21 protein-coding genes are annotated in these 25,199 nt (G+C 35.2%); 2 read left to right on the top strand and 19 right to left on the bottom strand.

The window, feature by feature from the left end; genetic code table 11:
• Positions 1 to 36: 36 nt before the first annotated feature.
• From ACT6NV_RS12555 to ACT6NV_RS12565, 3 genes are all read right to left on the bottom strand, one after another.
• Positions 37 to 2,148 carry a GNAT family N-acetyltransferase gene (locus ACT6NV_RS12555; RefSeq protein WP_445384789.1) on the bottom strand — a complete coding sequence of 704 codons (2,112 nt, stop codon included), beginning with the start codon at positions 2,146 to 2,148 and terminating at the stop codon, positions 37 to 39.
• Position 2,149: 1 nt separating this feature from the next.
• Positions 2,150 to 2,758 (bottom strand): sugar transferase, encoded by a 609-nt coding sequence (locus ACT6NV_RS12560; protein ID WP_445384790.1) that lies wholly within the window; start codon positions 2,756 to 2,758, stop codon positions 2,150 to 2,152.
• Between the two features lie 302 nt (positions 2,759 to 3,060).
• Positions 3,061 to 4,125, bottom strand: coding sequence for a hypothetical protein (locus ACT6NV_RS12565; protein WP_445384791.1), 1,065 nt, complete (start codon positions 4,123 to 4,125; stop codon positions 3,061 to 3,063).
• A gap of 310 nt (positions 4,126 to 4,435) precedes the next feature.
• On the opposite strand from ACT6NV_RS12565, the gene ACT6NV_RS12570 reads away from it, so the two are divergent.
• Positions 4,436 to 5,296, top strand: a complete 861-nt coding sequence (locus ACT6NV_RS12570; RefSeq protein WP_445384792.1) for a formyltransferase family protein — start codon at positions 4,436 to 4,438, stop codon at positions 5,294 to 5,296.
• A gap of 18 nt (positions 5,297 to 5,314) precedes the next feature.
• Here ACT6NV_RS12570 and ACT6NV_RS12575 read toward each other — a convergent pair whose 3' ends face one another.
• Together ACT6NV_RS12575 and ACT6NV_RS12580 are read right to left on the bottom strand one after the other, a co-directional pair.
• Positions 5,315 to 5,938, bottom strand: coding sequence for a sugar transferase (locus ACT6NV_RS12575; protein WP_445384793.1), 624 nt, complete (start codon positions 5,936 to 5,938; stop codon positions 5,315 to 5,317).
• Between the two features lies 1 nt (position 5,939).
• Positions 5,940 to 7,088, bottom strand: a complete 1,149-nt coding sequence (locus tag ACT6NV_RS12580; RefSeq protein WP_445384794.1) for a glycosyltransferase family 4 protein — start codon at positions 7,086 to 7,088, stop codon at positions 5,940 to 5,942.
• A 360-nt stretch (positions 7,089 to 7,448) separates the two neighbouring features.
• Between ACT6NV_RS12580 and ACT6NV_RS12585 the strand changes: the two genes are divergently transcribed.
• The gene (locus tag ACT6NV_RS12585; RefSeq protein WP_445384795.1) at positions 7,449 to 9,389 is read left to right on the top strand and encodes a hypothetical protein; all 1,941 of its coding nucleotides are present in this window, start codon (positions 7,449 to 7,451) and stop codon (positions 9,387 to 9,389) included.
• 107 nt (positions 9,390 to 9,496) lie between these two features.
• Here the strand turns inward: ACT6NV_RS12585 and asnB are convergent, their stop codons facing one another.
• From asnB to ACT6NV_RS12655, 14 genes are read right to left on the bottom strand one after another with little or no spacing between them, the layout of a single operon-like run.
• Positions 9,497 to 11,392 (bottom strand): asparagine synthase (glutamine-hydrolyzing), encoded by a 1,896-nt coding sequence (gene asnB / locus ACT6NV_RS12590; RefSeq protein WP_445384796.1) that lies wholly within the window; start codon positions 11,390 to 11,392, stop codon positions 9,497 to 9,499.
• Positions 11,393 to 11,446: 54 nt separating this feature from the next.
• Complete coding sequence (locus tag ACT6NV_RS12595) at positions 11,447 to 12,460, bottom strand: polysaccharide deacetylase family protein (RefSeq protein WP_445384797.1); 1,014 nt, start codon at positions 12,458 to 12,460, stop codon at positions 11,447 to 11,449.
• A 4-nt stretch (positions 12,461 to 12,464) separates the two neighbouring features.
• Positions 12,465 to 13,232 (bottom strand): formyl transferase, encoded by a 768-nt coding sequence (locus ACT6NV_RS12600; protein WP_445384798.1) that lies wholly within the window; start codon positions 13,230 to 13,232, stop codon positions 12,465 to 12,467.
• 21 nt (positions 13,233 to 13,253) lie between these two features.
• Positions 13,254 to 14,363: an EpsG family protein gene (locus ACT6NV_RS12605; protein WP_445384799.1), complete on the bottom strand. Its 1,110-nt coding sequence runs from the start codon at positions 14,361 to 14,363 to the stop codon at positions 13,254 to 13,256.
• Position 14,364: 1 nt separating this feature from the next.
• Positions 14,365 to 15,267 (bottom strand): glycosyltransferase family 2 protein, encoded by a 903-nt coding sequence (locus ACT6NV_RS12610; protein WP_445384800.1) that lies wholly within the window; start codon positions 15,265 to 15,267, stop codon positions 14,365 to 14,367.
• Positions 15,268 to 15,273: 6 nt separating this feature from the next.
• On the bottom strand, positions 15,274 to 16,404 hold the full coding sequence (locus ACT6NV_RS12615) for a glycosyltransferase (protein ID WP_445384801.1): 1,131 nt from the start codon (positions 16,402 to 16,404) through the stop codon (positions 15,274 to 15,276).
• Entirely contained in the window at positions 16,405 to 17,328 is a 924-nt protein-coding gene (locus ACT6NV_RS12620; RefSeq protein ID WP_445384802.1) for an ATP-grasp fold amidoligase family protein, read from the bottom strand.
• 5 nt (positions 17,329 to 17,333) lie between these two features.
• A complete protein-coding gene (locus ACT6NV_RS12625) occupies positions 17,334 to 18,305 on the bottom strand; it encodes a glycosyltransferase (RefSeq protein WP_445384803.1) in 972 nt (323 codons plus the stop codon).
• Positions 18,302 to 19,372: a polysaccharide pyruvyl transferase family protein gene (locus ACT6NV_RS12630; RefSeq protein WP_445384804.1), complete on the bottom strand. Its 1,071-nt coding sequence runs from the start codon at positions 19,370 to 19,372 to the stop codon at positions 18,302 to 18,304. The genes ACT6NV_RS12625 and ACT6NV_RS12630 overlap by 4 nt, the downstream gene beginning before the upstream one ends.
• Positions 19,373 to 19,383: 11 nt before the next feature.
• Complete coding sequence (locus ACT6NV_RS12635; protein ID WP_445384805.1) at positions 19,384 to 20,409, bottom strand: glycosyltransferase family 2 protein; 1,026 nt, start codon at positions 20,407 to 20,409, stop codon at positions 19,384 to 19,386.
• Positions 20,402 to 21,250, bottom strand: a complete 849-nt coding sequence (locus ACT6NV_RS12640; protein ID WP_445384806.1) for a polysaccharide pyruvyl transferase family protein — start codon at positions 21,248 to 21,250, stop codon at positions 20,402 to 20,404. The genes ACT6NV_RS12635 and ACT6NV_RS12640 overlap by 8 nt, the downstream gene beginning before the upstream one ends.
• A gap of 13 nt (positions 21,251 to 21,263) precedes the next feature.
• Positions 21,264 to 22,787, bottom strand: a complete 1,524-nt coding sequence (locus ACT6NV_RS12645) for an MATE family efflux transporter (RefSeq protein WP_445384807.1) — start codon at positions 22,785 to 22,787, stop codon at positions 21,264 to 21,266.
• A 52-nt stretch (positions 22,788 to 22,839) separates the two neighbouring features.
• Positions 22,840 to 24,138: a nucleotide sugar dehydrogenase gene (locus ACT6NV_RS12650; RefSeq protein ID WP_445384808.1), complete on the bottom strand. Its 1,299-nt coding sequence runs from the start codon at positions 24,136 to 24,138 to the stop codon at positions 22,840 to 22,842.
• A 12-nt stretch (positions 24,139 to 24,150) separates the two neighbouring features.
• A complete protein-coding gene (locus ACT6NV_RS12655; RefSeq protein ID WP_445384809.1) occupies positions 24,151 to 25,146 on the bottom strand; it encodes an SDR family oxidoreductase in 996 nt (331 codons plus the stop codon).
• Between the last annotated feature and the right edge of the window lie 53 nt (positions 25,147 to 25,199).

A 25,199-nucleotide genomic window follows, 5' to 3' on the forward strand; every position in this document is an offset into this window, starting at 1 on the left:
AATCATTAATTAACCCTTACTTAACGACTCGGACAGCTAACCTCTGTAAAGTGGGAAAAAATCTGTGCTTTCTACTTTAGAATTTTTGTTTACCAGATCATTATAAGCATCCTCATCAACAATGTATTTCCAAACATAGAAGGGCTTATAATGATTGGAAAATAAAGACTTAAACCTAAAAAGACTATCCTGTTGTGCTCCTAAACCACCTCCAAGATTAAAATACTTGTACCCCTCTTTTTTAGAAACCCTCCACATCTCATCAATTAATAATTTGGCGGGGGAAAGATGTAACCCCTCCTCGCGTGCACCAGATAGATGATACTGTGTATAAGGATTGTTTTTAAATAGGATACCAGCACCGATGACTTTATTTGTTGCATTTTCCCGTACGAAAAGAAAATCTGCCTTAATGTCATCGCTATGGAGCAGCTTTATATAATAATCCCGTCCAAAGTAATAATCGCTGCTTGCTCCAACTCTTTCCATATTCTCATTATAAATGGATATAAAGTCATCTATGGAAGGTTCGGTATTGGATATGAAAACAGTACATTCTTTTTTGTATTTATTGATCTGTGTACGGTGCCTTTTCTGATATCCAGCAATGATTTGCTCTTCGCTTTGCCGTAAATCCAGGTAAACCACATCTCCTTTATTTTTAAGTATTCCCAGATTTGCCAATAACTTGTATTGATTAGATATAAAGGGGTGCAACCTCCCAAAAACAGTGACGATATTGCTTTTTTTCAAATAATTGCTTAATTGCTTCTGAAATTCCTTAATGCACTGTTCTGAAAGTTCCCCCATTGAAAGAGGGCCTCCATAGCCATAAACTGTTATGGCATCAAAATAATCGGTGTCTTCTATTTTCCTGATAATCAAGGAAAGTGCAATTTTTGATTTTGTATCCTCATACAGGAATAGAATCGCATTTTCATTATCCTTTAAATTGCATTGGGTATAATCAAACCCGTGATAGACATCACTATCACTAAATAATGATATAACACTGTTCCAACCAGATTTATCTGTAATAATGGAATAATTCACGGATTTATTAAGATTAGGATTCCGGTATTTAGGAAAAAAATCATTTTCTACGTTTACTTGTATGCTGTTGATCCGTAATTTATCTTCTAAAAGTCGATTATAAACGTCATTTAAAATGATTTTACGGCCTGTGTAGAACATCCTGTCTTCTTCTTTTGGGAATAGGGACTTCTTATGTTTGTATAGACCATCTTTATTAGTCCTCCCACCGCCAAGGATATATTTTTTCAAACCAACAGATGCAGCCCATCTTAGAATCTCTACCCTCAAAAAATCATTTGGCCGTAGGTGAAAAAAATCTTTCCTGGTGCCTCCCAGGTACGCATATAGTTTATCTAGGTGAATAATAAGTAATTCGGCGGAAACCAATTGTTCCTCATAATAGCTGAAAGCCAAGGCAAATTTTTCAGGTCTCTTTAGAATAAAGGATTCAAAGAAGTTAATGGAGAAATAATAATTCTTAGAAGCATTATTTCTGTCCATTGTTTCCGTGTATATCTCATAGAACTGGTATATTAAATCCTTTGAAATTTCTTTGCTGGAAAATACTTTGAAAGAGAGGTAATTTTTTTCTGCCTTTCGATAATTGTTCCTAACTTTTGGCAGAAACTTTTTCCATTGTAATTCCTGGTCACTATGTATAGTGCCAACTACATTTTCCAGAGAGGCTACCAAAGTCCCGGAATATCCTTTTTCATTGCCATTTAAGCTGAATCTTACAAATTCGGACACCACGTTGTTGGCCTTGTACCATTTATCAACATAATCCCAGAACATCTTGCTCATTTCTTCATCTAATCCTTCTCTGAACAATGGCCCGCTGTATCCATAGGGAGATATCACATCGTAGTATTCTCCAGTCCCTTTATTAAAATTTGAGAAGGACCGCCGTATCATTGGCAATAGGGCTACACAGGTTTTATCAGACCACATTTCGAAGATTAGAATATCATAATCAGTATCTTCTTTTTGAAGAAGGTATTCATAACTATAAAATGGATTGTTATCCCACTGGGAAGAAATTAAAGCTTCGAAGTTCGATATGGCTTTTTGAGAATTCAGAATCTCGACCATAAACTGAAAAGTTGTATCCATTTTATGCATTGTTACCTTTCCAAACAGGCATGGTTGTTTCTTCCCCCTGGTTTATGTCCGCTTTATGAAAGACCTTTAAAATAGTTTTGTAAATTATTTCCATATCAAGTATAAAACTAATATTTTCTACATACCAGACATCGAGTTTAAATTTCTCATCCCAGCTTATCGTATTCCTTCCATTGACCTGTGCCCATCCGGTAATACCTGGGAGTACATTATGCCTTTTGCTTTGTTCTTCATTGTATAGTGGCAAATATTCCAGTAGTAAAGGCCTGGGGCCAACCAAACTCATATCTCCCTTCAAAACATTTATCAACTGCAGTATTTCATCCAAAGAATATTTTCGAATAAAGGCACCTAAGGGAGTGACTCTTTTCAGGCTGTGTATGTCTATTTCTGATCCTTCCGGGATGTCCCGCATAGTCTTGAATTTTATGATTCTGAACTTTCTACCATGTTTTCCAGGCCTAGTTTGAAGAAAAAATGGACTTCCATTGTTTACATACCAAAGCAATGCAATTAATATCAATAATAGTGGAGACAAAACGGATAAAAGGACCAAAGCGCTGAGCCTGTCTAATATTTTTTTAAAAAGGTTTTTATACATAGAAATTCTTAGCAAGAACTAAACTGTCACTTTCACAATTAATTTAAAAACTACTAAATGAAAGGGCTGAATCTTGTTTTAATCAGGAAAGATAAGTTGAAACTGAGAGCATATTCAATAAATTGGATTAAGAATCTATTTATCAGATAAAACGTAAATCAACCTGACTACTAAATGAAATTGGAGATTTTTATAAAAATATTGGTGTTTAATTCTATATCAAAAGAACTTTATTCTTAAATAGAATGTAGAGGCTAACCTGACAGGCTTAAAATGTAATCAAATTTATATTCATTAAATGGTCAGTTATATGTTCTATTCCAATCCTCAATGCACCCTGCAATAAATTCCATGTCTTCAATTCCATACCTGAAATCAACATGCACGTTCAAAAAATACTTCCAGCCATTATTATTTGGCCATAAATTAGAAGGGTAGATTTGATTATCAATCAGATGTTTTCGGAAAGACTCATATGCCATGCCATCTGAAAAAAGTAACATAAATCCAAAACTGGTGTAAGCAAACCGTTTGATAATTTTATAGTTAGGTGTGTCTGTAATTTTTCTATATAATAAATCGAGATTTCTTTTCTTTATTTCTAATACATCCAACTGCAACCATTTATGTATGAATTTTTTATCCTCAGTTCTCATTTTAGTAACCTTATGGCTTAAATCAAGGCCATCCTCTACTTCTGCTATTTGATTTAAATAAAGATCTTTTAGGTCTTCACTCTGACCATACAAGTATTCTGTTTTATTCTTCATGGCGACAACCATCTTATCCCATACTGAATATACTTCTTGATTTTCTGGTAGGGGGTAGCTAGGCAACTCTTTATTTGGAGCCCAACAAATTCCGCCCAGGGGAATAGGGAGTGACTTTCTTAAGGATACAAAACAGTAATCTGCCTCACTATGCAAACATTGCCTGCTTAACCAGCCATGTGAATGATCTTCTATTATTATGGGACGCTTAGCTGGATATTTTGAAAGACGCGTGGTGCTCAGACCCCAATAATTATTAATAATTAGTATATCATTTTCACTTACATCTTCGGGTATTCTTAGCTCATCTGTATATTCAAATGGATGGGCCGAATATAAATGGATGTTACTGTAATTTTTTTTCATCCAGTTTGTCACATGCTGACAATAGTACTCTGGCATCCATATTTTGGAAATTGACCTGCCTTGTTCTATATGGTTTATAAGGTATTTTAATGCATGCCTTCCTGAATAAAAGACATGAGTGTTTTCTCTGAAGTTGATAGGGTGCTTTTTAAAGAGTGACTTGGCAATGGTTGAATCTATCCAATGAAAATAAGACCCTATTTCCTTATTCATGATATTTTCTGAATTCATAAGCAATGATAATTTTAGAATAAGATTACTATTCTACAGCAGATAATACTATTTTAATAGCTAAAGAGCCAGAAATATGGGCAAAAAGTATTTTACGAGAATAACTTAAATGATCCCCAAATTTCCGGATTTATTATTTGGTATTTTTGATTAATCATTTAATAAATAATATGGGGTATTGAATTTTACTATTTAGAAAATAGTACCCTAGTCGATAAATAAAGAATTATACCGAGTTAATAAACAAAAAAGATTTAATCTAAAATCTTCTTAGAATATTTGATATTTTATTCAGGTAAAATTAAAACTAATGGACATTGGAACTTCGCCAGGAAGAATAATATTATTAGGCTGTAGGACCCATGTATATAAATCTGCCATTGAAATAGGACTTAACATTTCAAAAATTTACGCCCTTGAAGGCAGCCATTTGCACCACCTATTAAGAGCTGAGGATAAATCCTTTAGGACATTCAAAGAATCGGATGGGAAAAAGATTCTAGAAGAGCTATTGACAATGGATTTTGATATTTTAATATCAAATGGTTGTCCCATATTATTTCCTGTTGAGCGCTTTAAAAAGGAGCAGATACTTTTAAATATACACCCAACCTACTTGCCTTTTTTAAAAGGGAAAACACCTCTAAATGGTTTAATATATAATTCTCATTCGCATTACGGCGCTACTATCCATTTTTTGGATAACGGGATTGACACAGGAAAAATATTATATCAAGAAGAGCATAGGATAACTCCTGATCTGGACCTTGGATTACTCTATTATTTGAGTATGAAGTTAGAAGGACCAGTTTTTAAAAAGGGGTGGCAACTTTTGGAGGAATCTGGTTTTCAATACAGGGGTAGGGCGCAAACAGGTAAAGGAAGTTATTTTAATCGTACAAATAATAAACGAACTGTAAATTGGGAGACACATAATACAGCTACCATAATTAAAAAGATTCAAAGTTTTGGCCTTAAATCACAAGGAGTATTTCTTTCAATTTATAGTAAAAAATATAAAGTATTTGAGGCAGATCAAATCACTAACCCTGAACTTCTTAAAGAAGCGATTAAACTTAAACCTGGAGAGCTGTTTATGGAATATGATGGGAAACTTTTAGTAAAATCACTGGATGGTTTAATAAGAATAAAGGCTTATGAGCTTTTGTAATTCAAAATGTATAAAGGTCTATTTTTTTGATTTATTCTTCCTGTACTCGTCCAGATCAATTAGAGTGCCGATAGGCGCTATTACTACATCATCCGTTTTAAATACCTTTTTAATTGTTAGGAATAAAATTTTGGCATCGAGTAAAAATGATAAATTCTTTACGTAGTTTATATCGTACTGTAATTTTTGATCCCAATTCAAATTGTTTCTTCCCGATACTTGCGCCAACCCCGTGATGCCAGGCCTTACCGAATGCCTGATACGTTCGGATTCTTTATAATATGGTAAATACTTGACTATTAGTGGTCGCGGACCGATCAGGCTCATATCGCCCTTGATTACATTAAGAAGCTGTGGCAGTTCATCCAAGGAGAATCTTCTAATAAATGCACCTATTTTTGTAAGTCTTTGATTGTCGGGTAGTAATTCTCCTTTTTCATCCCTTTCATTGGACATGGTTCTAAATTTTATGATAAAAAAGGTTTCTTCATTTTTTCCAGGTCGCGATTGTGTAAAAAAAGGATTCCCCTTCAGAGTTATCCATAATCCTATGGCGAGAATTATGAATAGGGGAAATAGAAGTATAAAACCAATCAGAGCCATGCTGAAGTCAAAAATTCGTTTACCGAATGCCTTGTACATATTACGATTCTAAGCTCCTGTATTCATTTAAAATCTCCTTCCAAATAAAAGTCCGCTCGTAACGCTCCCTGATCATTTTCCTGTATATTCTTTTTTGCTTTTTTAAATCATCACCGGATTCCAGACATAATTCCATGGCTGATTTTAGGGCTTCCGAATTTTTTGGAGGCACTATCTTTCCATTGATACCATCTTCAATTATTTCGTTGCATCCGTTAATATCAGTTACAATACTAAAGAGCCCCATGGCACCGGCCTGCATTACAACATTTGGAAACCCTTCTCTATAGCTGGGAAAAACCAAACAGTCACTAATTGCAAAGTAGGGGCGAACATCGTTTTGCCAGCCTACGAAAAGAATTTTATCAGAATGAACAATAGTATTCATTGTTTTTGGGAGTAAAGGGTCCAAGTCTTTTTCAAAAGGCCCGACTAGAAGAAGCTTTACTTGTTGATTAAGTGTACTGAGTTTTTCAAAGGTTGTAACTAATTCATTTACCCCTTTGTCTGTTACCAGCCTTCCGACGAAGACAAATACAAAGTCATTTTCTGAAATTTCAAGTGATTGCCGCAGATCTTTCTTCTGTTGTTCAGAAACCTGATTCTGGCTAAAATATTCTGTGTCTATTCCGTTAGAGCTTCCGTTACCTATCACTTTAAGCTTGCTTTCCGGGGCAAAGCCATTTTTAAGGGCAATATTTTTTAAGCCTTTGGAATTAGGGTAAACTTTAGTGGCGCAACTATAAGTAATGCGTTCTACCAGGTTGAGCAGACTTCTTTTCGGCCCTTTAACTTCCACCAAGGGCAATCCGGCTATGGTATGTAAACGGTAAGGAACTTTGGCAAGACGAGCTGCGACCATGCCTAACGTTCCAGCTTTTGGCGTATGAGTATGTACAATAAAGGGTTTTTCGACCTTAAATATTCGGTATAGCTTCCACAGCGCTATAAGGTCCTGCCAAGGTGTTATTTTTCGTGTCATTTCAACAGGAATCACCCTGATACCTTCTTCTTCACTAACAAGTTGAAGCTTTTCTCCGCCTGAAGAAATCCCTATCACTTCAAAATATTGACTCATGTACTTACACTGACCTTTTAATAAGCCAAGTAGTGAAATGGGTACTGTTGTGATGCGTATAAGTTTCTTCATAGGATTTGCACAGGTGAAAAAACCAGAAAAACACTCTGATTTCTCTTAGTACAAAACAAAGAAATTAATTCCAGAACAACAGGAGTTTTCTTTTAGGGTCCATTTTTCTCGATACGTTATCATTAGAACTCATTTTACAAGTGTTTATAAAAGGGTTATTAATTTTGGATCCTTGGCCTTAAAAGTGCATTTCATCGATTTTTTTGTTAAAATAAACCTAATTAAAATCCAAAGAATGTGTCTAAGACGTAACCAATGGTGTTGTTCATCGAAAAATTAAATGATTTTATCGGATTAATTAATAAAACTGCGTTATTAGTAAAGCCTATTTAGATCCCAAATCTTAAATCTCACTATACCATGAAAAAAGTGACATTATTAGCATCTCTTATTTTATTGTTTTCAATATCCTGCTCTCCTGATGAAGAACTCTTTGAGACAGTTCAGGACTATGCCAATGAAAACCCATCACAATCAGATAATCCAATGGATTCGTCTGAAGATTCCAACGCTGAAACTCCTGATAACCCAGATCCTCCGGCGGACTTACCCGAAGGAAGCTTTACTCTTGAAGTGAATAGTACGCCCTGTACTTTTGGTTTAGACGTATTGCAGGTGGATGGTACACTGGAAATCGATTGTCAAATTGATTTAGAAGGAGCCACTGTGGTCTTACCTATGAATGTACGCCTGCTTTACTCCGGAGGGGAAATTATAAACGGTACTCTTCGTTTTAACGGAGGTACTATCGATGGAAGGTTGTTAAACCATACCCTTGATGTTGAAGGAACGGCTGAGCTTGTTGAGACAACTTTTCAATTTTATCCTGAAAGATGGGATATCACTCAAGGACCTACATCTGACGAGAATTCATTGGTCAACCGGGATAATCTGAATAAAGTATTTAAGCAGGTGCAAGGCTTGGGTGGTTCAATTTTCCAAATTGGTACCTTGGACGCTTATTTTAATGTTAATACACCTTGGGCCAGCACGAGGATCATGGCAGAAGAATCGATTTCGATCCCTTCTAATTTTACGCTCATGATGAGCAATGAAACAAACTTAAGGGTTCAACCCAGTGGCTTTCCGGCTTACACCTTATTAACTGTATTTGAGGGGTCGAATATTACCATTAAGGGAGGTAATCTTTATGGAGATCGATGGGAACATGATTATTCGCCTTTTACCGACCCAAATGGCAATACCAGAAACAGTCACGAGTGGGGTCACCTGCTTACAATTGCAGGAGGCAAAAATATCCTTATTGAGGATATTACATTGTCCGATGCAACAGGGGATGGATTTGGTGTCTTCGGGAGTGCTATTCGAAATGCTGAAGGAATTCATGGTAGTCCTGAAAACCTCTCGTCTGATGTTACACTTAGAGGAGCCGTAATAAATCAAGCTAGGAGAAATGGTATGAGTATCCTGGATGGTGATGGAATAATTATCGAAAATAGTGTGATTAAAAATACAGCTTTAGGAAAGAACCCAGAAGGAGTTGAATACTCCTCTGCAGGAACTTTTCCTAAGTATGGGGTTAGCTTTGAAGCCTATAGGGTTAGAGAATCTTCAGGCGAGTTAAAGGAATATAATAGGATAGAGAATGTCATCCTAAGGAATAATAATTTTTCGAATAATAGGCAAGGAGATGTAGTATTGTATACTTGCTCCAATATAATAATTGAAAATAATAAATTTGACAGTAGAATAGGAAATATAGCCGCACATTCAATAATAATAAGGAATAACACCTTTGAAGCCAGGATGCAAGAAGATGGCACCCCTTTTAATTACGCAATATCTTTACAATCCTTAGTTAATCCTTGGGATGGCGAATTAAATTATGATTATGAAATTTCTGGTAACACAATTAAGGGTTATGGCAATGCCTTGCTAGTAGCCGGAAAGGATTATTTTGTGTCCTCTAACGTATTTATTAATAATAAAAATAATATTGGAATTGGTAGTTTGGATGGTGCAACTTTCAATAATAATGAGATTTCTAGTGACGTTGAATATGCCGTAGGATATTTCACTCGAGGAGCAAACTTAAGTAATGTTAGTGTTAGAGAAGAAAAAATAAATGTTTCCTATAGAGCTATTAACTTGAGAAAAATTAGTGCAGAACTTTCAGATCCACTAATTTTTGAGGATTGTGAATTTATTAATGTATCAAAAAAGGATAATTTTATTGAAAGCTCCAACAATATCTCCATAACCAATAATATTATCAATGCTGGGTTTATTGTAAATTATTCTCAGAACATTGAGATCTCTAATAATGTTCCGCCTAATTAAAATGGTGTTAAGTATCTGAATAACCTTATAACGCGTATGTTTCTAGAAATAAAGCTTTTAGTTCCAATTAGAATTAATATCAAATGATTGGCACCAATAATTTAGATCTAAGTCCTTAAAAAGGAACTAAAATACCATTTTTGAAAACAATAAAAAGACCACACCTTAAAAGTGTGGTCTTTGCCATTAAGATGCGCATGGACCAATGTATATGTTGATTCAATATTAAATATTCCTTGAGATTTAAGAGATTCCTTGGAAGCATACATTTTCAATTCACTCTTTAGGGATGATCTTAACCAATCTCCTATCGGGATACCAAAACCAGCCTTGGATTTATCAAGAAATCCTTTTGGAAAATCCTGTTTAAATGCTTCCTTTAGAATATACTTTTTATTCCATCCGTTTAAAAGATAATTTTCTGGGAGGGAAGCTGTATACTCCCATAGTTTTCGGTTTAAGAATGGTGCACGGCATTCGAGTGAAGAAAGCATGCTGGTACGATCCACTTTTACCAGCATGTCTCCTTCAAGACTTATATTTCGATCGATTTCCCGGTATTCAGTCAGGTTTTTGGGGGCTTGGATTCCTGTTTGCTTTCTGAAAGAATCAAATACATCAATATCAATAAAATTGCTTTTTAGATAGGGCTCAAGAGTACCCGCTGTAAATCCCAGTGAAATAATGTCCCAATAATATTGGTCTGTATAATCAACGGCATGTAAAAGTCTATTAAGTTTAAATCTTTTTCCTCGCTTATCCGTTTTGGAATGAAGAAGAGGGCTAAAAGTATTCAAAAGAGTCTTATGTGCTATATTGGGGACCCACCGACAATACGCCTGATTAATCTTACCCATATAGTATTTGTTATAACCCCCAAAAACTTCGTCACCTCCATCACCCGTAAGGGCTACTTTAACAAATTTACTTGTTTGATGAGCTACTAAATAACTGGGAAGTGCTGAAGAATCAGCAAAAGGTTCATCGAAATTAGCTATGATTTCGTGCACATTATTCTCAAGATCTTTTTCTTTTAAGATGAATTCATGGTGCTGACTACCTATAAGACGGGCTACTAATCTGGATTTATCCGTTTCATCGTATCCCTTTTTTTCAAACCCAATAGAAAAGGTATTGATTTTTTGTTCATTCATTCTAGACAGACACAGGGAAACCACGGAGGAATCTACTCCTCCTGAGAGAAATGTGCCAACAGGGACGTCCGAAACGGATCTGCTTTCCACACTACCCTGAACGAGTTGTCTTACCTGCAATTTAGCCTCTTTGAATGGAATGGGCTTCTTATCTGGAATAGAATAAGATGTTATTTCTTCGAAATTAAATATTTGTTTTTCTAGGTCATAAACCAACAGATTGTTTGGTCGTAATTTATAAACTCCGTCATAAATGCTGTATGGAGCTGGAATATAAGTAAGTCTAAAAAATAGATTTAATCCTTTTTTGCTAATTGGAAAATTACCGGGATAGACTTTTAATATTGACTTTAGCTCCGAAGCCCAGTAAAATCCTTCATTTGTATCAGTAAAATAAAGGGGTTTCTCACCAAAGAAATCACGACCAATTAATACTTTGTTCAGAGTTTTATCATAAATACTGAAGGCGTACATTCCATCCAGCCTTGAGAATCCCTTTATACCTTCATTTAGGTATAATTGAAGGATAACTTCTGTGTCACTTTGGGTTTTAAAATAAACGCCTTTGGAAGTTAAATCATTTCTTATTTCTCTATAATTGTAGATTTCTCCATTAAAAACAATGATCTGATTTTCATCTTCCGATAAGATTGGTTGGTGACCAGAATTAAGGTCGATAATTGAGAGTCTTCTCATACCCATTCCAATTTCAAATTTGGGAAGCCTGGCATGATATATTCCCTCATCATCTGGTCCTCTGTGAACAATGCTATTATTCATTGTTTCAATGTCCTTCCTCACATCTCGTTCTATTTCAGAACTTTTTATTATACCATTAATTCCACACATTTGCTTGAATGATTTTTTAAGATCTAATTTTTAGTAATAAAGGAATGAGCAGGGCTATTTATTGTTCCTATGCAGAAATGTCTCTGCCTGATTGGTAATCTTATGCGCAAGTGAAATCATGGTCTCATTAGTAAAGGCATATTTTTTTTGTAAAAAAGAGTAGTACTTAAATATTTCCTCCAGATTTTTTAGATTCTCATTAAGGTTAGAGCCAAAGTTATGCGGGTGCCACCACAAATGATAAAGATGTCCATTTTTGGCAGCATATTTCATTCCACTCTTTATTCTTTTTAATTTGAGGGGCTCTAAATATTTTAACAAATTGGAATAAGGCCTTAAGAATCTGGATGAAGGCACATTAACCATTTTATTTTCAAAATCAGACAGGTCTTTATATGGATAAGTATGATGACCATAAATATTTATATAACTATCAGCTAACCGGAGTATTCTCGATAAAAATACGGGCAATGTGCTTTGTTGTTGATAAATTGAATACTTTTCAGTACCCCTGTAGGCAACAATTCCATTGTTTCGACAAACAGAAAGATATTCCGGATTTACCTGATTTCTAGGAAAAACAATACTTTTCAAGGATAGTCCGAAAGACTCTAATGCAATTGACATAGCTGATTGTAGATCGGCCTCAAAGTCTTCCTTTGTCTGGCCATTTTCCAGGCAATAGTAATGGGTAAATGTATGAGTTCCTATTTCGTGGTTTGTATTATTTACAAGGTTTTTCAAAATTGAAGGAGCAAAATGAAAGGGATCTTCTTCTTCACTTATACCTGTATTCTTAATTAAGGGGTATGCGTTTAAATTTTTGTTCGTGTAATTAGGCCTGGATTCGGGTAAATATTTTGATATGTGGGCGTTAGATTCACCAAATAGTAATCCAACCGTTGCAAATGTGATGTCGACATCGTACTTTTTACTCAGTCTCAATATTTCGTTTATAGCAGACCGGGTATGAGTTAGATTTGACTTGTAATCTTTAACTGATTTTATATCGAAAACCCCCCAATGCAATTCGAAATCTAAGGAAATAACAAATGAACCGTTTTTCATAGAATTATTTAATTCCTTTAAAGAGACGATAGTACAAATATGTCCATATAGTAGGGTGGTAATATAATTTACTCGTCAAATTCTTATCTATTACGGATAACCCACCATTGGTTATCTGTTTTAGAGCATCTTCAATACATTTTACACCTTTTATGGCCTGAAGTATAGGATAAGTTACAAAGTTGTCTTTTTTAGTAGGAGATATTGTTCGCTGACTAATAACTCCACCCGTATCGATACCGGGATCCACTAGGTGTACTGTTACACCGCAATTTTCTAAATCGTCTTTAACAAGGGCCCAATAGCCACCATGAACCCCTCTGTATTTTGGCGTAATGCCTACATGCATATTAATCATCGGACAATTAATATTGGTAATAATACGCTTACTGATCAATCGTGTTCCACATACTACAACAACATCGGGGTTTAAGCTGTTCACATATTCACAAACACTAATATCATTAATACTTGGTGGGATATACGCATTATTTAGTTTTTCAAAGGAAATTAATTTGTAGGGCTTTAAAAGTTGTTTTCTCCTTGATCTACTTTCCCATTTAAGGTAAGGTACTGCCAATTTCATAAAAACTAGTTGAGAAACTACTTTAAATATCCCCAGCCGATTTATTCTTCTTTTTAATAATTTGGTTTTAGAGCCCGGACTGTCAAAAACGATACCCAATATTTGGAATTTTTCGTTAATATGGTTGTAAACAATATTCGGAAGCTGACCCCCACCAGTAAAGAAGACTATCTTTAAATTTCTCAATTTCTTAAATTTAGACTGATTTTAAGGAAAAAGAATTAAATAATTCATTACAAATATAAATATCAACGCTAATGATGACAGATGAAGATAACTGCGTGGAAAGTTATTTATTAAAACAGTATATATTAATATTGGAAGACATATCCAGCTGTATACACCAATTCGGTCTGAAAATGGAATATAGAAATTGAGGAAAAAGATAATTGAAGTTAAAATATAGTATCTAAAAATCATTTTCTCAGTTCTAGATTTCATTTTTGAAATAATCATAAGACCAAAAAGGAAAAATGAATTGTATAATACGAAATCTGGCCTAAAACCAATTCTATAGGTTGTTTCCCCCTGAAAAACCAGTCTGTTTGCATATTCACCATCTAAATTTTGTAAAAATGAGATTGTATGCAAACCGAATCCAAAAAATGATGCCAAAATCATAGCAAAATATAGAGCTAAAAAGTACTTAATTGGTGTATTTTGGAAATAAAGGGCAATGAGGATGGCTACAATAGGGATCAGGCTTGTAAGATGAGATAAAAGTGCTAAAATAAAGAACACCAGTGTCTTTTTTTTGTAATCATTTAAGAGATAATGTAGTCCGATTAAGAAAAAAGATATTGCTACAGCATTTCGGATTATATTTAATTCTAAAGATGTAAAAGAGAAAAAGCTAGCGAAAGTAAGGAAAAGGAACAGACTACTACCTTTATTACCGTAGTCAGTAAATTTTCGGACAAATGTAAATAATACGATGTTGAAAACACAGGCTACCACAAAAGTAAAAACCGTAAAGTCTTTAAAAATAAAAGTGAAAAACATTAATACCTCAAATATGAGATCTGAATTAAAGTAGACAAAAAATTCACTGTAATCTGGAAGATATAAACTTTGTAAAAAGTAAAAATCATGGTAATTACTTGTATCAGTTCCTATTTTATGCCCCCTGGTTCCTGCCCAAAAAATTATTAGACCTGTAAAAACTATTAAAAGAGTTTTGTCATTTCTTTTATAGGCTTGAATTTTGAATTCAAGGAGTCTCAGGACTAACATGCCTAAAACTATAAAAGTACCCACTAATACTTTGAGTATCAAGTAATAATCCTGTAAGTTGTATTCAGGAAATAAATACTTCATATTATTTGGGTAAAGATGTGGGTATCTCCCAATTTATGGAATGTTTTAATTTTTCATGATAAATGGAAATTGCCTGCTCATCCATTATATTTGATCTTCTTTGGATTAATTGATTGGTTTGTCCCACTATATCAAATAAAAAGTATACAAGGAGTTTGACGATCTGGAATACAGATAATTTAATGTAGTTTTTAAGACCAATTATTTGTATATTTTTATTATAAATTTTAAGTGAGTTTTTAGAAGCAACGATATACTTTTTTAAAGACGGGGTACTCGCTTCCCTGTAAAATAAAAGGGGTTCTTCAATCTTTGAAAAATTACTTTTTTCAACTGTTCTTAACCACAAGTCATAATCCTGAGATCTTTTTAATTCCTCGTCATACAAGTTTTTTTTAAACCATTCAGTTTTCCCGGCTATTGTAGGGTGAACGCTCCAACCACCGTTTAATATGTCTTTTAAACAATAACTTTCCTTTGTGTCTCCCTTGCGTTTACCAAGAATTTGATTATGATTGTTTATTGATATCAAACCCGAACCGACAAGGTCAACTTTTTCATTCTCTTCTAAATATTTCACCTGACGTGAAATTCTATTGGGGAACATAATATCATCTGCGTCCATTCTAAAGTAGAATTTGCCTTTTGCCAGATCATTTAACTGATTCAATCTCTTAGGTAATCCTAGATTTTCACCATCAGATATTACCAGAATCCGCGCATCAATTTTGTCAAATTTTCTGGCAATATTTAAAGAGTTGTCTGTGCTACCGTCATCCAATAAAATCAATTCCCAGTTTTCGTATTCTTGTTGTAAAACAGACAGAATAGCATAGCCGAGATACTTTTCAGCATTAAAGAATGGGATCCCTACAGAGACTAAAGGAGTATTCATCTTAGTCATACCGCGTCAAATCTTTTCAATTTGGGAATAGATTCCTTGAAGCAGTTTTACACTTTGTGCAGCATCAAAATTCCGTTCACGCATTTTGCTATTGATTTCAGACCAATCCTGTCTCCTTGAACTTATGGAACTCTTGAGAGCTGTTTCCCACTGACTAAATTCATCATTCAAATCCATAAATGAAATCAAATTCAGGCCCATGTCGACTTCCCTGGAAATATTCGTTGAAATGAGACAAGGTAAGCCACAAGCCTGGGCTTCGACAAGGACTACCGGAAAACCTTCAAGATTTGAAGGCATAAAAAATAGGTCGGAGCTATGTAAAATTTGTGGTATTTCCGAACTAATACCGTAAAAGGTAAAATTCTTATTCAATCCCTTTTGATCAACCATATTTTTAAGTTTTTCTTCTAATGGTCCTTTACCAAGCAGGACAAAATGCAGATCATTTCCATGCTTGATTAGATACTCGGCAAAACTAATAGTGAATTCAAAATTCTTTTGAAATGTAAATCTTCCTATTTGAGTAATAATCTTTGTGTTCTCGTTGATTTTTAACTCCCTTCTTAACTTTTCAGAATTATTTGATTTATCCTGAAAAGCTTTAATATCAATAGAGTTAGGAAAAACAACAATATCATTTGGGTCAATGCTTGGATAAAGGTAAGCCCCGGCAGCTTCTCCACAAGCCATGTAAACAGATGCGTATTTTTTGATTATTATTCTTGTAATATATCTGTAAAGTCTTGGGAGAAGTGATTTTTTTCCTTTAGAAATATGGGAGTGGGATATACGTAATTTCTTTTTATGCCAAGAGGCTACTAACAAGAAAATGGCTCCATTTAAATTTATATGTGAATGGATAATTTGATGTTCAGGAAGTTTTTTTAGGAGTATATTGTAGCGCTTATACCGTTTCCAAATTCTAACTAATCGATTTGTAGATCCAGGTGGGATTCTAAAAATTCTTCCTCCAAGACTTAGAATTTCTTCATCATAATCACATTTCATATCAGTGAAGTAGAGAAAATCAAATTGAAATTTATCACGGTCTAGATTTCTATATATATTCATCAATAGAGTTTCAGCTCCGGCACGTTGCATACCGCCAACAATATGTAATATTCTAATCATCATCTATTTTTTAATATTAGATAGATCTATCCAATCCCCCATAATTTGGTTAAATTCTTCAGGCTCATAATGAAGTAATCCACTACTGGGATGATAAGTAATTTCCCCGAAAAATATTTTTTTGTTGGGTTGATAAAAATCGATACGTACAAATGGGTTGTGGGCGCTCAGCTTTTCGGATAAATTAATCATTTCTGTTAGCTTTACTGGTTTTTGAAGAGAAAAAGGACCTTCATTGGAATAATCAGCATATTTTAATGGTAACTTATTCCAATTTAGATCGAAGAAAAGAACATAGTGATCTTGATTTTTTTTAACGCTTACATGAATTATTTTGGGTTTTCCATTAAAACAGTAGAATTTATAATCTAGCGGTATATTGCCCTCTTCATCCACAAGCAGTTCTTCAATGATTATTCTGGGGGGGATATTTTTATATTGCCATTCCCTGGATTGATAGTAATAATTCTGTTTTAGTAGATTATTGAATTTCTTGCGCTCTTTTCCCCAATTGATCTTAAACTTATTCTTCACTATTGTATAGGCAGCACTATTGTGGTTGCATTTGACAATAAAGGGGCGGTCAGGAAGAATTTCCGGAACTAAGTCCTTACCGTTTTCTAGGACCAAGGGTTGAGGGATAAGATATTCTTCACCAATTACCTTTTTAACGAAATCACGAACAGCAACCTTGTCTGCACATTTGGTTTGAAGATCGTTTCTGTGGTACATTTTTAACCATTGAAGTTTTTCCTGATAAGTACTAGGATTGCGCCAGTTGAGTTCTTTTTTAAATCTCTTTCTAAAAGTATTTGCAATATACTTTTTATCAGATACGAACAAATATTGCAGTTTCATAAACAAGCGGAATAATTCGCTTAAAATGATTGACTCATCTATCTTTTTTTTATCTAAAAATTTTCCCATGGAGACTACCTAAAAAAAGCTTTATACGTTCGAAAGAGTATGTGATAAACCTTATGATATAACGATAAATTTATCTTCATTAGTTTATTATAGGAATAATTAATGTTCGAATTTCTTTCTTCGGCTTTTAGAGAATGCCATAAGGTCGCTGTGAATTTGGGCAGGGGAATCCCTGATCTTGCAGCCATTTTTACGGTCCCAATAAAAGACTCTAAACATGTCTGCAGGATAGCCCTTTTAAAGATCTCGGAATTAGAGGCAGCACTATATAGTTTTAAATGATTCTCTATTATAAGGAAACGAGCATTTATATTTCTTTGTTGCATCTTGTTGACAATGCTTCCTTCCCGGATCAAATAATAATAAAAACTTTCCGGAAGTGTAATACAACTTTCAGCAACATTCAGGGCCCTTGGGGTAAATTCAAGGTCTTCATATATCAGGCCTTCATAAAACTTAAGATTATTTTCCAATAAGAATTTTCTGCTGTAAATAAATTTCCAGATGTAATACAAACCTTCGAGGTGATTTGCATAAAATTCATTTCCCTTTACAGGGGTTTTAAGATATTGAGGAATGTAATATTTTATGACTTTTCCGTCTTTTACCACGCAATGGCCCATCCATAGTAAATCAGGGCTTGTGGACTTTAATAAAGTGATCAATGGGTTAAGGCAATTGGATTTTATCCAATCATCAGAATCTACAAACCAAACATATTCCCCTGTGGCATGTTGCAGTCCGGTATTTCTTGCTCCGCTTAAGCCTTTATTCTCCTGACTAATTATTTTTAAAGTAGGAAATTCATTCTGTAAATATTCACAGATTTCCAGGCTGGAATCATTTGTGCCATCATTAACAACTATAACCTCGAAATCGGATATTGGTAATTCCTGGTCATAGCAACTCCGGATACATTTTTCAACGTAATCTTCAACATTATATACCGGAATGACTATAGACAAAAAAGGCTTCATGCAGTTCTTTTTATGAATTTCAGCGCCTCAGAAAATTTCGGGTCCAAATTGACAGCTTCACCATCAGAAGGCTGTTTATTCTCAGAAAGGCTTTTCAAAGTCTTCAGAATTTTTGTTTCATCAAATTCTTTCATTAAATGAATATTGCCTGAATTCTTAATCCATTCATATGAAGATTGAATCTTATGATTGTTGTTTAAAAAGACCAGGGCCGGGGTATTGGTTATGAAGGCGAAGATCATTCCATGCAATCGGTCTGTAATAATCAATTGACTGTTTTTAAAGTCCTTCCAAATAGCAAATAATTCTTTTGTTCTTTTGATAAGCGGTAGCCCGGATCCGCCAATATGAGTGTCTCTGAAGGTATGCCTTACAAATTCTTTTTCAACCAGGTCTAAAAGTGATTTTTCCTGATCAGGATTTAATTTTTTCTCTTTGTCGTTTCGCAAACAAATCAATACACCTGCCCTTTGGCCTGACTCCATTGAAGGTTTAAGGGTCATTACAATATCAGGCACTAAGAACGAATGATTTTTCTTAAAGTGTTCCCTAAAGAATTGATATGTTTTTGCTTCTCGGGCCAGTAATACCAGCCTGGGATGATTCGAGTATAGTTTTATTGCTTTTTTTAAGGCATATTCTCCGCTCTTATTTTCCTTAAAGTCAACTGTTTGAGGAAAGGATACGATCAGATTGTCAGGGAAATATTGTATCACAAGCTGGCGGAAGGTTTCGATCATCGGGTACAGATCTCCCATGTTTCCCCCGCCAACCGTGGTGACTATATCTCCGGGAGTTATGGTTTTTTTTACCGCTGCTATTCCTTCCAGGGTGCAACTTATTGGAATTTCATGTATACTGTAATCCGGGAAGTGTTGCTTTAGGAATTTATGTTGCGCATAGGTGATTGCGGCATCCCCCAGGTTTCCATAGTCTGCGGCAAGGAAAATGTAAATATTCTTCGTAGTTAAAGAACCATAGGAATATTTAAATTTTTTGATTCCAAATCTATAAGCCAGCAGAATCAGTTTAGCCTTAATCTCTAAAGGAATATACTTTACTATCATTTTAGTATTTGTTAAATCTTGGGGAGTCCTAATCTGTACAAAGAAGACATGAGCCAAAAGCTTTTGTTCTTAAATAGGCTGATCAAGATTTGCATTTTCAGGGTGACCTTACCAGATGGTTTATAATATTCAAACGATTTGTGGAAAAGTTCCATTTTCCTTAGTGCCCTAATGGATTCTTTCAGGCTTTTCTGAGTCCTCCCAGGATTATTCGAAAGCATTAGAAATAATATGTGTTCAATATAATACCTGCCTAAATCTTTAAGAAACGGGTCTTTATTTAATGGAGGATTAGTTAGATAGAAATTATATCTATAATTAAAATGATTGCGCATATTGGATACAAGACTATTCCAGTCCTGACTTGAAGAAGCAGAACCCTCATTGTCATAATAGAAATACAAAGAATCGGATATATTATATAAAGAATTGGCAAAAAAATAACATCGCATATTGAACAAGGTGTCTTCTCCGAATCTAATTTCAGAATCAAATTTAATTTGATTTATAGAAATTAAGTCTCGTTTTATTATTCTGGGACTAACGAACTGTAGAAAAGGTGTGAAGCTAGTTCTTTTGAAAAGATCAATAATGTCATCTCCCTCATAATAATTATCCGGAATAAGCCCGTTATTTCTCTTTTGAATTTTATTAGTGGTGACTTTGGAATAATTGAAAGAAATTATTTCAGTTTTATATTTTACAATTGCCTCTTGTAAGATGTTTATATAATTGGGGGCAATTGAATCGTCACTATCAACAAATCCAATATATTTTCCTTTAGCTTTTTGAATCCCCAAGTTCCTAGCGACTGAAGGGCCCTTATTTTCTTGATGATAAACACTTATGAATGAATAGTTGTTTGCATATTTATCGCATAAGAAGGCGGAACTATCAGATGAGCCATCATTAATAAGAATGACTTCTGTATTTTTTTTGGATTGACAAATTATGCTTTCAATACATCTTTCAAGTGTTTTTTCAGCATTATAAACAGGAATAATAATGGTCAAATGGTATTTGAGAATGTCATTCATTATAATAATATTCCAGAATTACTTTTCGCAGTTCATCTTGCATTTTTATTAAAGTATCATATTGTGGGCATGTAAAAACTAGACTGGTCAATTTTAAATTTTCCGAAATATTACCTCTGCTTAAATCAGTGGGATTTGCATCTTCGATGTTTACAGATTCGTAGTAATCGAAAAATTTTACATTATCCCCATATATTTTATTTGAAAATGTAACCCATGAGCTAGGTATCTGATAGGCGTGTCCAACAATTATTCCGTGTAATGAACTGGAAACGATTTTCCTACATGATAAAATATTATCAATCACGACTTCTATATTATCGGTTATATCAATAAAAAGGAAGTTATCTGGCAATTCTACCTTTTTGAAATAAGGATGATCGACATAATGTGGGATTATGCCTACATCGTAATTTTTTGAAATGGTTGGTTTATAATAAACAGGTAATAATATTGCAGGATCTCCTATCGACTTTGGAGGATTGACGCCAATTTCTAATAACCGCTTCTGAGTTCTGGGCCCTCTTACAGCTAAAAATTTAGCAGTATCAATTTTAGCATTTTTTTGAATTATACCAGAACCCCATACTATACAATTTTTATTTACTCTCGAAATCACCGATCCTATTGCAACCAAGATTTTTCTATTTGAATAAATAGGTATTTCTTTTACATGCTTAACCTTTCTATTTAACACCTTTTCAATTAAATAGGGGTTTAACTGATCTCCAAAATTTTGAACTCCATCACAATCATGCCAAAAAAGGGGTATTATATCTTTTCTGAAGTTAATGAAGACCAAGGTTTTAATATACTTCTTAAGTAGAGATATGTATTTCATGAAATTGAAATGATTAGATATTTTTTTTAAAATATTGATTGATCTTGTTTCTTAAGAAAGATCTTTCATTTTCCGTCAATCCAAAAAAGAAGACCAAAATAAAAACTGATAATACGGAACTCATTGAAACCAGTAAAAACCTTAAGAATCCAGGATCAAGAAAAGATTTAATACCTACTGGAATTATGTAAGCAAGAGGGGTAGTTATTATAATTGGTAATATAACACTCTTCATAAACTTTGAAACTTTTAGCTTTATTAAATCAACCATTAATCTTAGCCTTAAGTACAAGGCTAAGACTGTTAAGGCAATATTTATAATAAAGGTAACCTCCGGTGAAAAACCGGCATTTAAAAATAAATAGGAAATGGGAAGGTTTAGTAATAAAACCCCGCCAACAATAATTTGATAAACTTTTATTTTGCCAGTGGCCTGGGCCGATATCATAAGTGGACCAGATAAGGAATCAACTAACGCATTTATTATTATAAGAGAAGTGAATAACACAGTATATTCTGGAACCAAGTCAAGCCATAAATAAAGAATGTATTCAGTCTCTAATAATATTGGAAGGGCTATAATGAACAATAAAAAAAAAGAAATTCTCGAACTAACTAAAACTAATTTGTGCATCTGAGTTAGCTCGTTCGCAGCATATGTTTTTATTATTTGCGGATTTACTGCAACTTGAAAATTAGACACGAATATCCGAATGGCTCCATTCACTTGATAGGCGATTCCCCTAGCAGCATTTATGGCTGGTCCATAAAACATGTTTATTAATATATTAACTCCTTGATTTGCCGAGACTGCTGCTAAATTCCCAAACAAACTCCACCCTGAAAAACTTAGTAGTTCTCGGAAGAGATTTTTATCAGTTATAAATAGGGGAGCCGTTTCCCTGAAATTTATTCTGCAATATAAAATATAAGAGGTGTTGATAATAATAGTTAGGCCAAGTCCAAGCAAAGCAAAAAGTATTAACTTATCGAATGCTATTACTGTCAATATATATACTAACAATAGTTTAAGACTCACTTCCACAATACTCATATAGGCATAGATGTCCATTTTTTCATTTGCAATAATACTCGCACTAAAAGGAACTCTTATAATACCTAAAAAAGTTGTGATAATTGAAATATGAAAAACCCATATTGCTGCCTGCATACGTTCAACAGGAATATTAAGTTCCTCGTTTAATAGATATAAACCACCAATTTCCCCAAAAAGAACTATTAATAATCCAATTCCGACATGAATGATCAAGGCAACATTAAAAGTTTCCCTTAGCTTATTCCTATTTTTCTTTCCCATTTCATAGGATAGATATCTTTGAGTTGCAGTGGACATTGATGCATTTAAAAAGGCAAATAGCGCAACGATGCCACCGACCACGTTATAGATACCATAGTCCTCTACCCCCAATACATTTAAGACAATACGGGATGTAAATAACCCTACGAACATCGAGAATAACATCCGGAAATACATCATAAGAGAATTTCTGGCAATTCTTGTATTATTTGAACTCAAATGATCTTATCTTTTGGGTTATTTCAGAAAATATTTGACAACTATGATTTACTCAAAGTCTATATACTTCCGCAGATTGAAGAGCACCTTTAACATCATAAATTACAGCATTTCCGTTCAGAAATGATGAAAGCTTCAAGTTTTGAAATTCTTTATGCGCAACTGTCAAAACAATGGCATCGTATTTCTCTTCCGGACAATTTTTGACAGTACTCAATTTATACTCATGTGCAACTTCCTCCGGATTTGCCCAGGGATCATAAACCGTAACGTCTGTTCCAAATTCCTGCAGGCTACGGATCACATCCACGGCCCTTGTATTTCGGACGTCCGGGCAATTTTCCTTAAAGGTGATGCCTAAAACCAGCACTTTGGCATCTTTGATGCGGATATCTTTTTGCACCATCAGCTTGATTACCTGGGAAGCCACATATTGCCCCATACTGTCATTTAGCCTTCGCCCTGCCAGGATTATTTCAGGGTGGTATCCAAATTCCTGGGCTCGCTGGGCTAAATAGTAAGGGTCGACCCCGATACAGTGGCCGCCAACCAGGCCTGGTTTAAAGGGCAGGAAATTCCATTTGGTGCCGGCCGCTTCCAGAACGGAATGCGTATCTATGCCCATCAGGTTAAAAATCTTGGCCAGTTCGTTTACAAAGGCGATATTGATATCCCTCTGGGAATTTTCAATTACCTTGGCGGCCTCAGCCACCTTGATAGTCGGGGCCAGGTGGGTGCCCGCCGTAATCACCGAGGCATAGAGGGCATCTACGATTTTCCCGATTGCAGGGGTGGATCCCGAGGTCACCTTCAGGATTTTTTCTACCGTATGTTCCTTATCTCCGGGGTTGATGCGTTCCGGAGAATAGCCGGCATAAAAGTCCTCATTAAATTTCAGGCCACTGATGCGTTCCAGTACAGGCACACACTCCTCTTCAGTGACTCCCGGATAGACCGTGGACTCATAAATAACGATGTCCCCCGTTTTTAGGACCTTCCCTACCGTTTCGCTGGATTTGTACAGGGGAGTCAGGTCCGGCCGGTTGTTTTTATCTACCGGAGTAGGCACGGTAATGATATAGATGTTGGAATCTGCAATAGCATCCAGCTGATTAGTACAAAAGAGCCCAGGAGTTTGAGGAATACTCTCAACGGTAACGGATTTCAGGATATCATCATCCACTTCAAGGGTAGCATCATGTCCTTGTTGCAGTTCAGCAACTCGTTTCGCATTGATATCAAAACCTACAACCGGGTATTTGGTTGCGAAGAGACGCGCTAGGGGCAGGCCTACATATCCAAGGCCAATAACCGCGATTCGGGAATTATTAAGTGTTTTAATGCTTTTCACTAATATGTATTTTTAAAGGTTTTTCCAATACCAGGAAACAGCGGCTTTAAGGCCCTTTTTTATATCGTACTGAGGGGTGTACCCCAATAATTTCTCTGCCTTTTCTATAGATGCCAGGGAGTGGGGGACATCCCCTGGGCGTTCAGGGCCATGTTTAATACTTACTTTGGCAATTTCAGGATCGTATTCAGATAAATATTCTTTTAATAATTCCGTCAATTCCAGGAGGTTTGTACGCTCTCCGTAAGCAACGTTATAGATCTGATTGACGGCATCCTCATTTTCTGAAACAAGGGCCAGGATATTCATCTGGACCACATTGTCAATATAGGTGAAATCCCTGGAGTAGGAGCCATCCCCATTGATAGTGGGGGATTCATGTTTCATAAGCTGCATCACGAATTTTGGGATTACAGCCGCATAGGCCCCGTTTGGGTCCTGCCTGCGTCCAAACACATTGAAATAACGCAGGCCAATGCTGTCCAGTCCATAGGCTTTGTGAAAAATATCTGCGTATAATTCGTTCACGTATTTGGTAATGGCATAAGGGGAGAGGGGTTTCCCGATCTGATCTTCTACTTTGGGTAGTGCCTTGGAGTCCCCATAGGTGGAGGAGCTGGCCGCATAGACAAATCGTTTTACTTTCTGATCCCGGGCTGCCACCAGCATATTAAGAAACCCGTTTACATTAACCTCGTTGGAAGTGATGGGGTCATTCAGGGATCGAGGAACAGAACCCAGGGCTGCCTGGTGCAGGACGTAGTCTGCCCCTTCACAGGCTTTCAGACAGCTTTGCAAATCGCGAATATCTCCTTCAATGAATTCGAAATTCTCATGATCCAAAAAAGGCTCAATATTGCTTCGTTTTCCGGTCGCAAAATTATCCAGGGCTTTAACGTAGTTTCCGTTTTGCAACAGGTATTCAAAAAGGTTAGAGCCAATAAACCCGGCTCCTCCGGTAACTAAAATAGTATGGTCTGGGGAAAGACCCAGGGGTCCAATATTCATGGCAGATTATTTCTTTTCGGCAAAGATGGTCAAAAACAAAGGAATTTGTAGGT

It is taken from the genome of Robiginitalea insularis (assembly GCF_052497835.1).

Bases quoted from the DNA above. Each gene is read 5' to 3' on its own strand.
- ACT6NV_RS12555 (WP_445384789.1), bottom strand. From the start codon at position 2,148: ATGGATACAACTTTTCAGTTTATGGTCGAGATTCTGAATTCTCAAAAA.
- ACT6NV_RS12560 (WP_445384790.1), bottom strand. From the start codon at position 2,758: ATGTATAAAAACCTTTTTAAAAAAATATTAGACAGGCTCAGCGCTTTG.
- ACT6NV_RS12565 (WP_445384791.1), bottom strand. From the start codon at position 4,125: ATGAATTCAGAAAATATCATGAATAAGGAAATAGGGTCTTATTTTCAT.
- ACT6NV_RS12570 (WP_445384792.1), top strand. From the start codon at position 4,436: ATGGACATTGGAACTTCGCCAGGAAGAATAATATTATTAGGCTGTAGG.
- ACT6NV_RS12575 (WP_445384793.1), bottom strand. From the start codon at position 5,938: ATGTACAAGGCATTCGGTAAACGAATTTTTGACTTCAGCATGGCTCTG.
- ACT6NV_RS12580 (WP_445384794.1), bottom strand. From the start codon at position 7,088: ATGAAGAAACTTATACGCATCACAACAGTACCCATTTCACTACTTGGC.
- ACT6NV_RS12585 (WP_445384795.1), top strand. From the start codon at position 7,449: ATGAAAAAAGTGACATTATTAGCATCTCTTATTTTATTGTTTTCAATA.
- asnB (WP_445384796.1), bottom strand. From the start codon at position 11,392: ATGTGTGGAATTAATGGTATAATAAAAAGTTCTGAAATAGAACGAGAT.
- ACT6NV_RS12595 (WP_445384797.1), bottom strand. From the start codon at position 12,460: ATGAAAAACGGTTCATTTGTTATTTCCTTAGATTTCGAATTGCATTGG.
- ACT6NV_RS12605 (WP_445384799.1), bottom strand. From the start codon at position 14,363: ATGAAGTATTTATTTCCTGAATACAACTTACAGGATTATTACTTGATA.
- ACT6NV_RS12610 (WP_445384800.1), bottom strand. From the start codon at position 15,267: ATGACTAAGATGAATACTCCTTTAGTCTCTGTAGGGATCCCATTCTTT.
- ACT6NV_RS12615 (WP_445384801.1), bottom strand. From the start codon at position 16,404: ATGATGATTAGAATATTACATATTGTTGGCGGTATGCAACGTGCCGGA.
- ACT6NV_RS12620 (WP_445384802.1), bottom strand. From the start codon at position 17,328: ATGGGAAAATTTTTAGATAAAAAAAAGATAGATGAGTCAATCATTTTA.
- ACT6NV_RS12625 (WP_445384803.1), bottom strand. From the start codon at position 18,305: ATGAAGCCTTTTTTGTCTATAGTCATTCCGGTATATAATGTTGAAGAT.
- ACT6NV_RS12630 (WP_445384804.1), bottom strand. From the start codon at position 19,372: ATGATAGTAAAGTATATTCCTTTAGAGATTAAGGCTAAACTGATTCTG.
- ACT6NV_RS12635 (WP_445384805.1), bottom strand. From the start codon at position 20,409: ATGAATGACATTCTCAAATACCATTTGACCATTATTATTCCTGTTTAT.
- ACT6NV_RS12640 (WP_445384806.1), bottom strand. From the start codon at position 21,250: ATGAAATACATATCTCTACTTAAGAAGTATATTAAAACCTTGGTCTTC.
- ACT6NV_RS12655 (WP_445384809.1), bottom strand. From the start codon at position 25,146: ATGAATATTGGACCCCTGGGTCTTTCCCCAGACCATACTATTTTAGTT.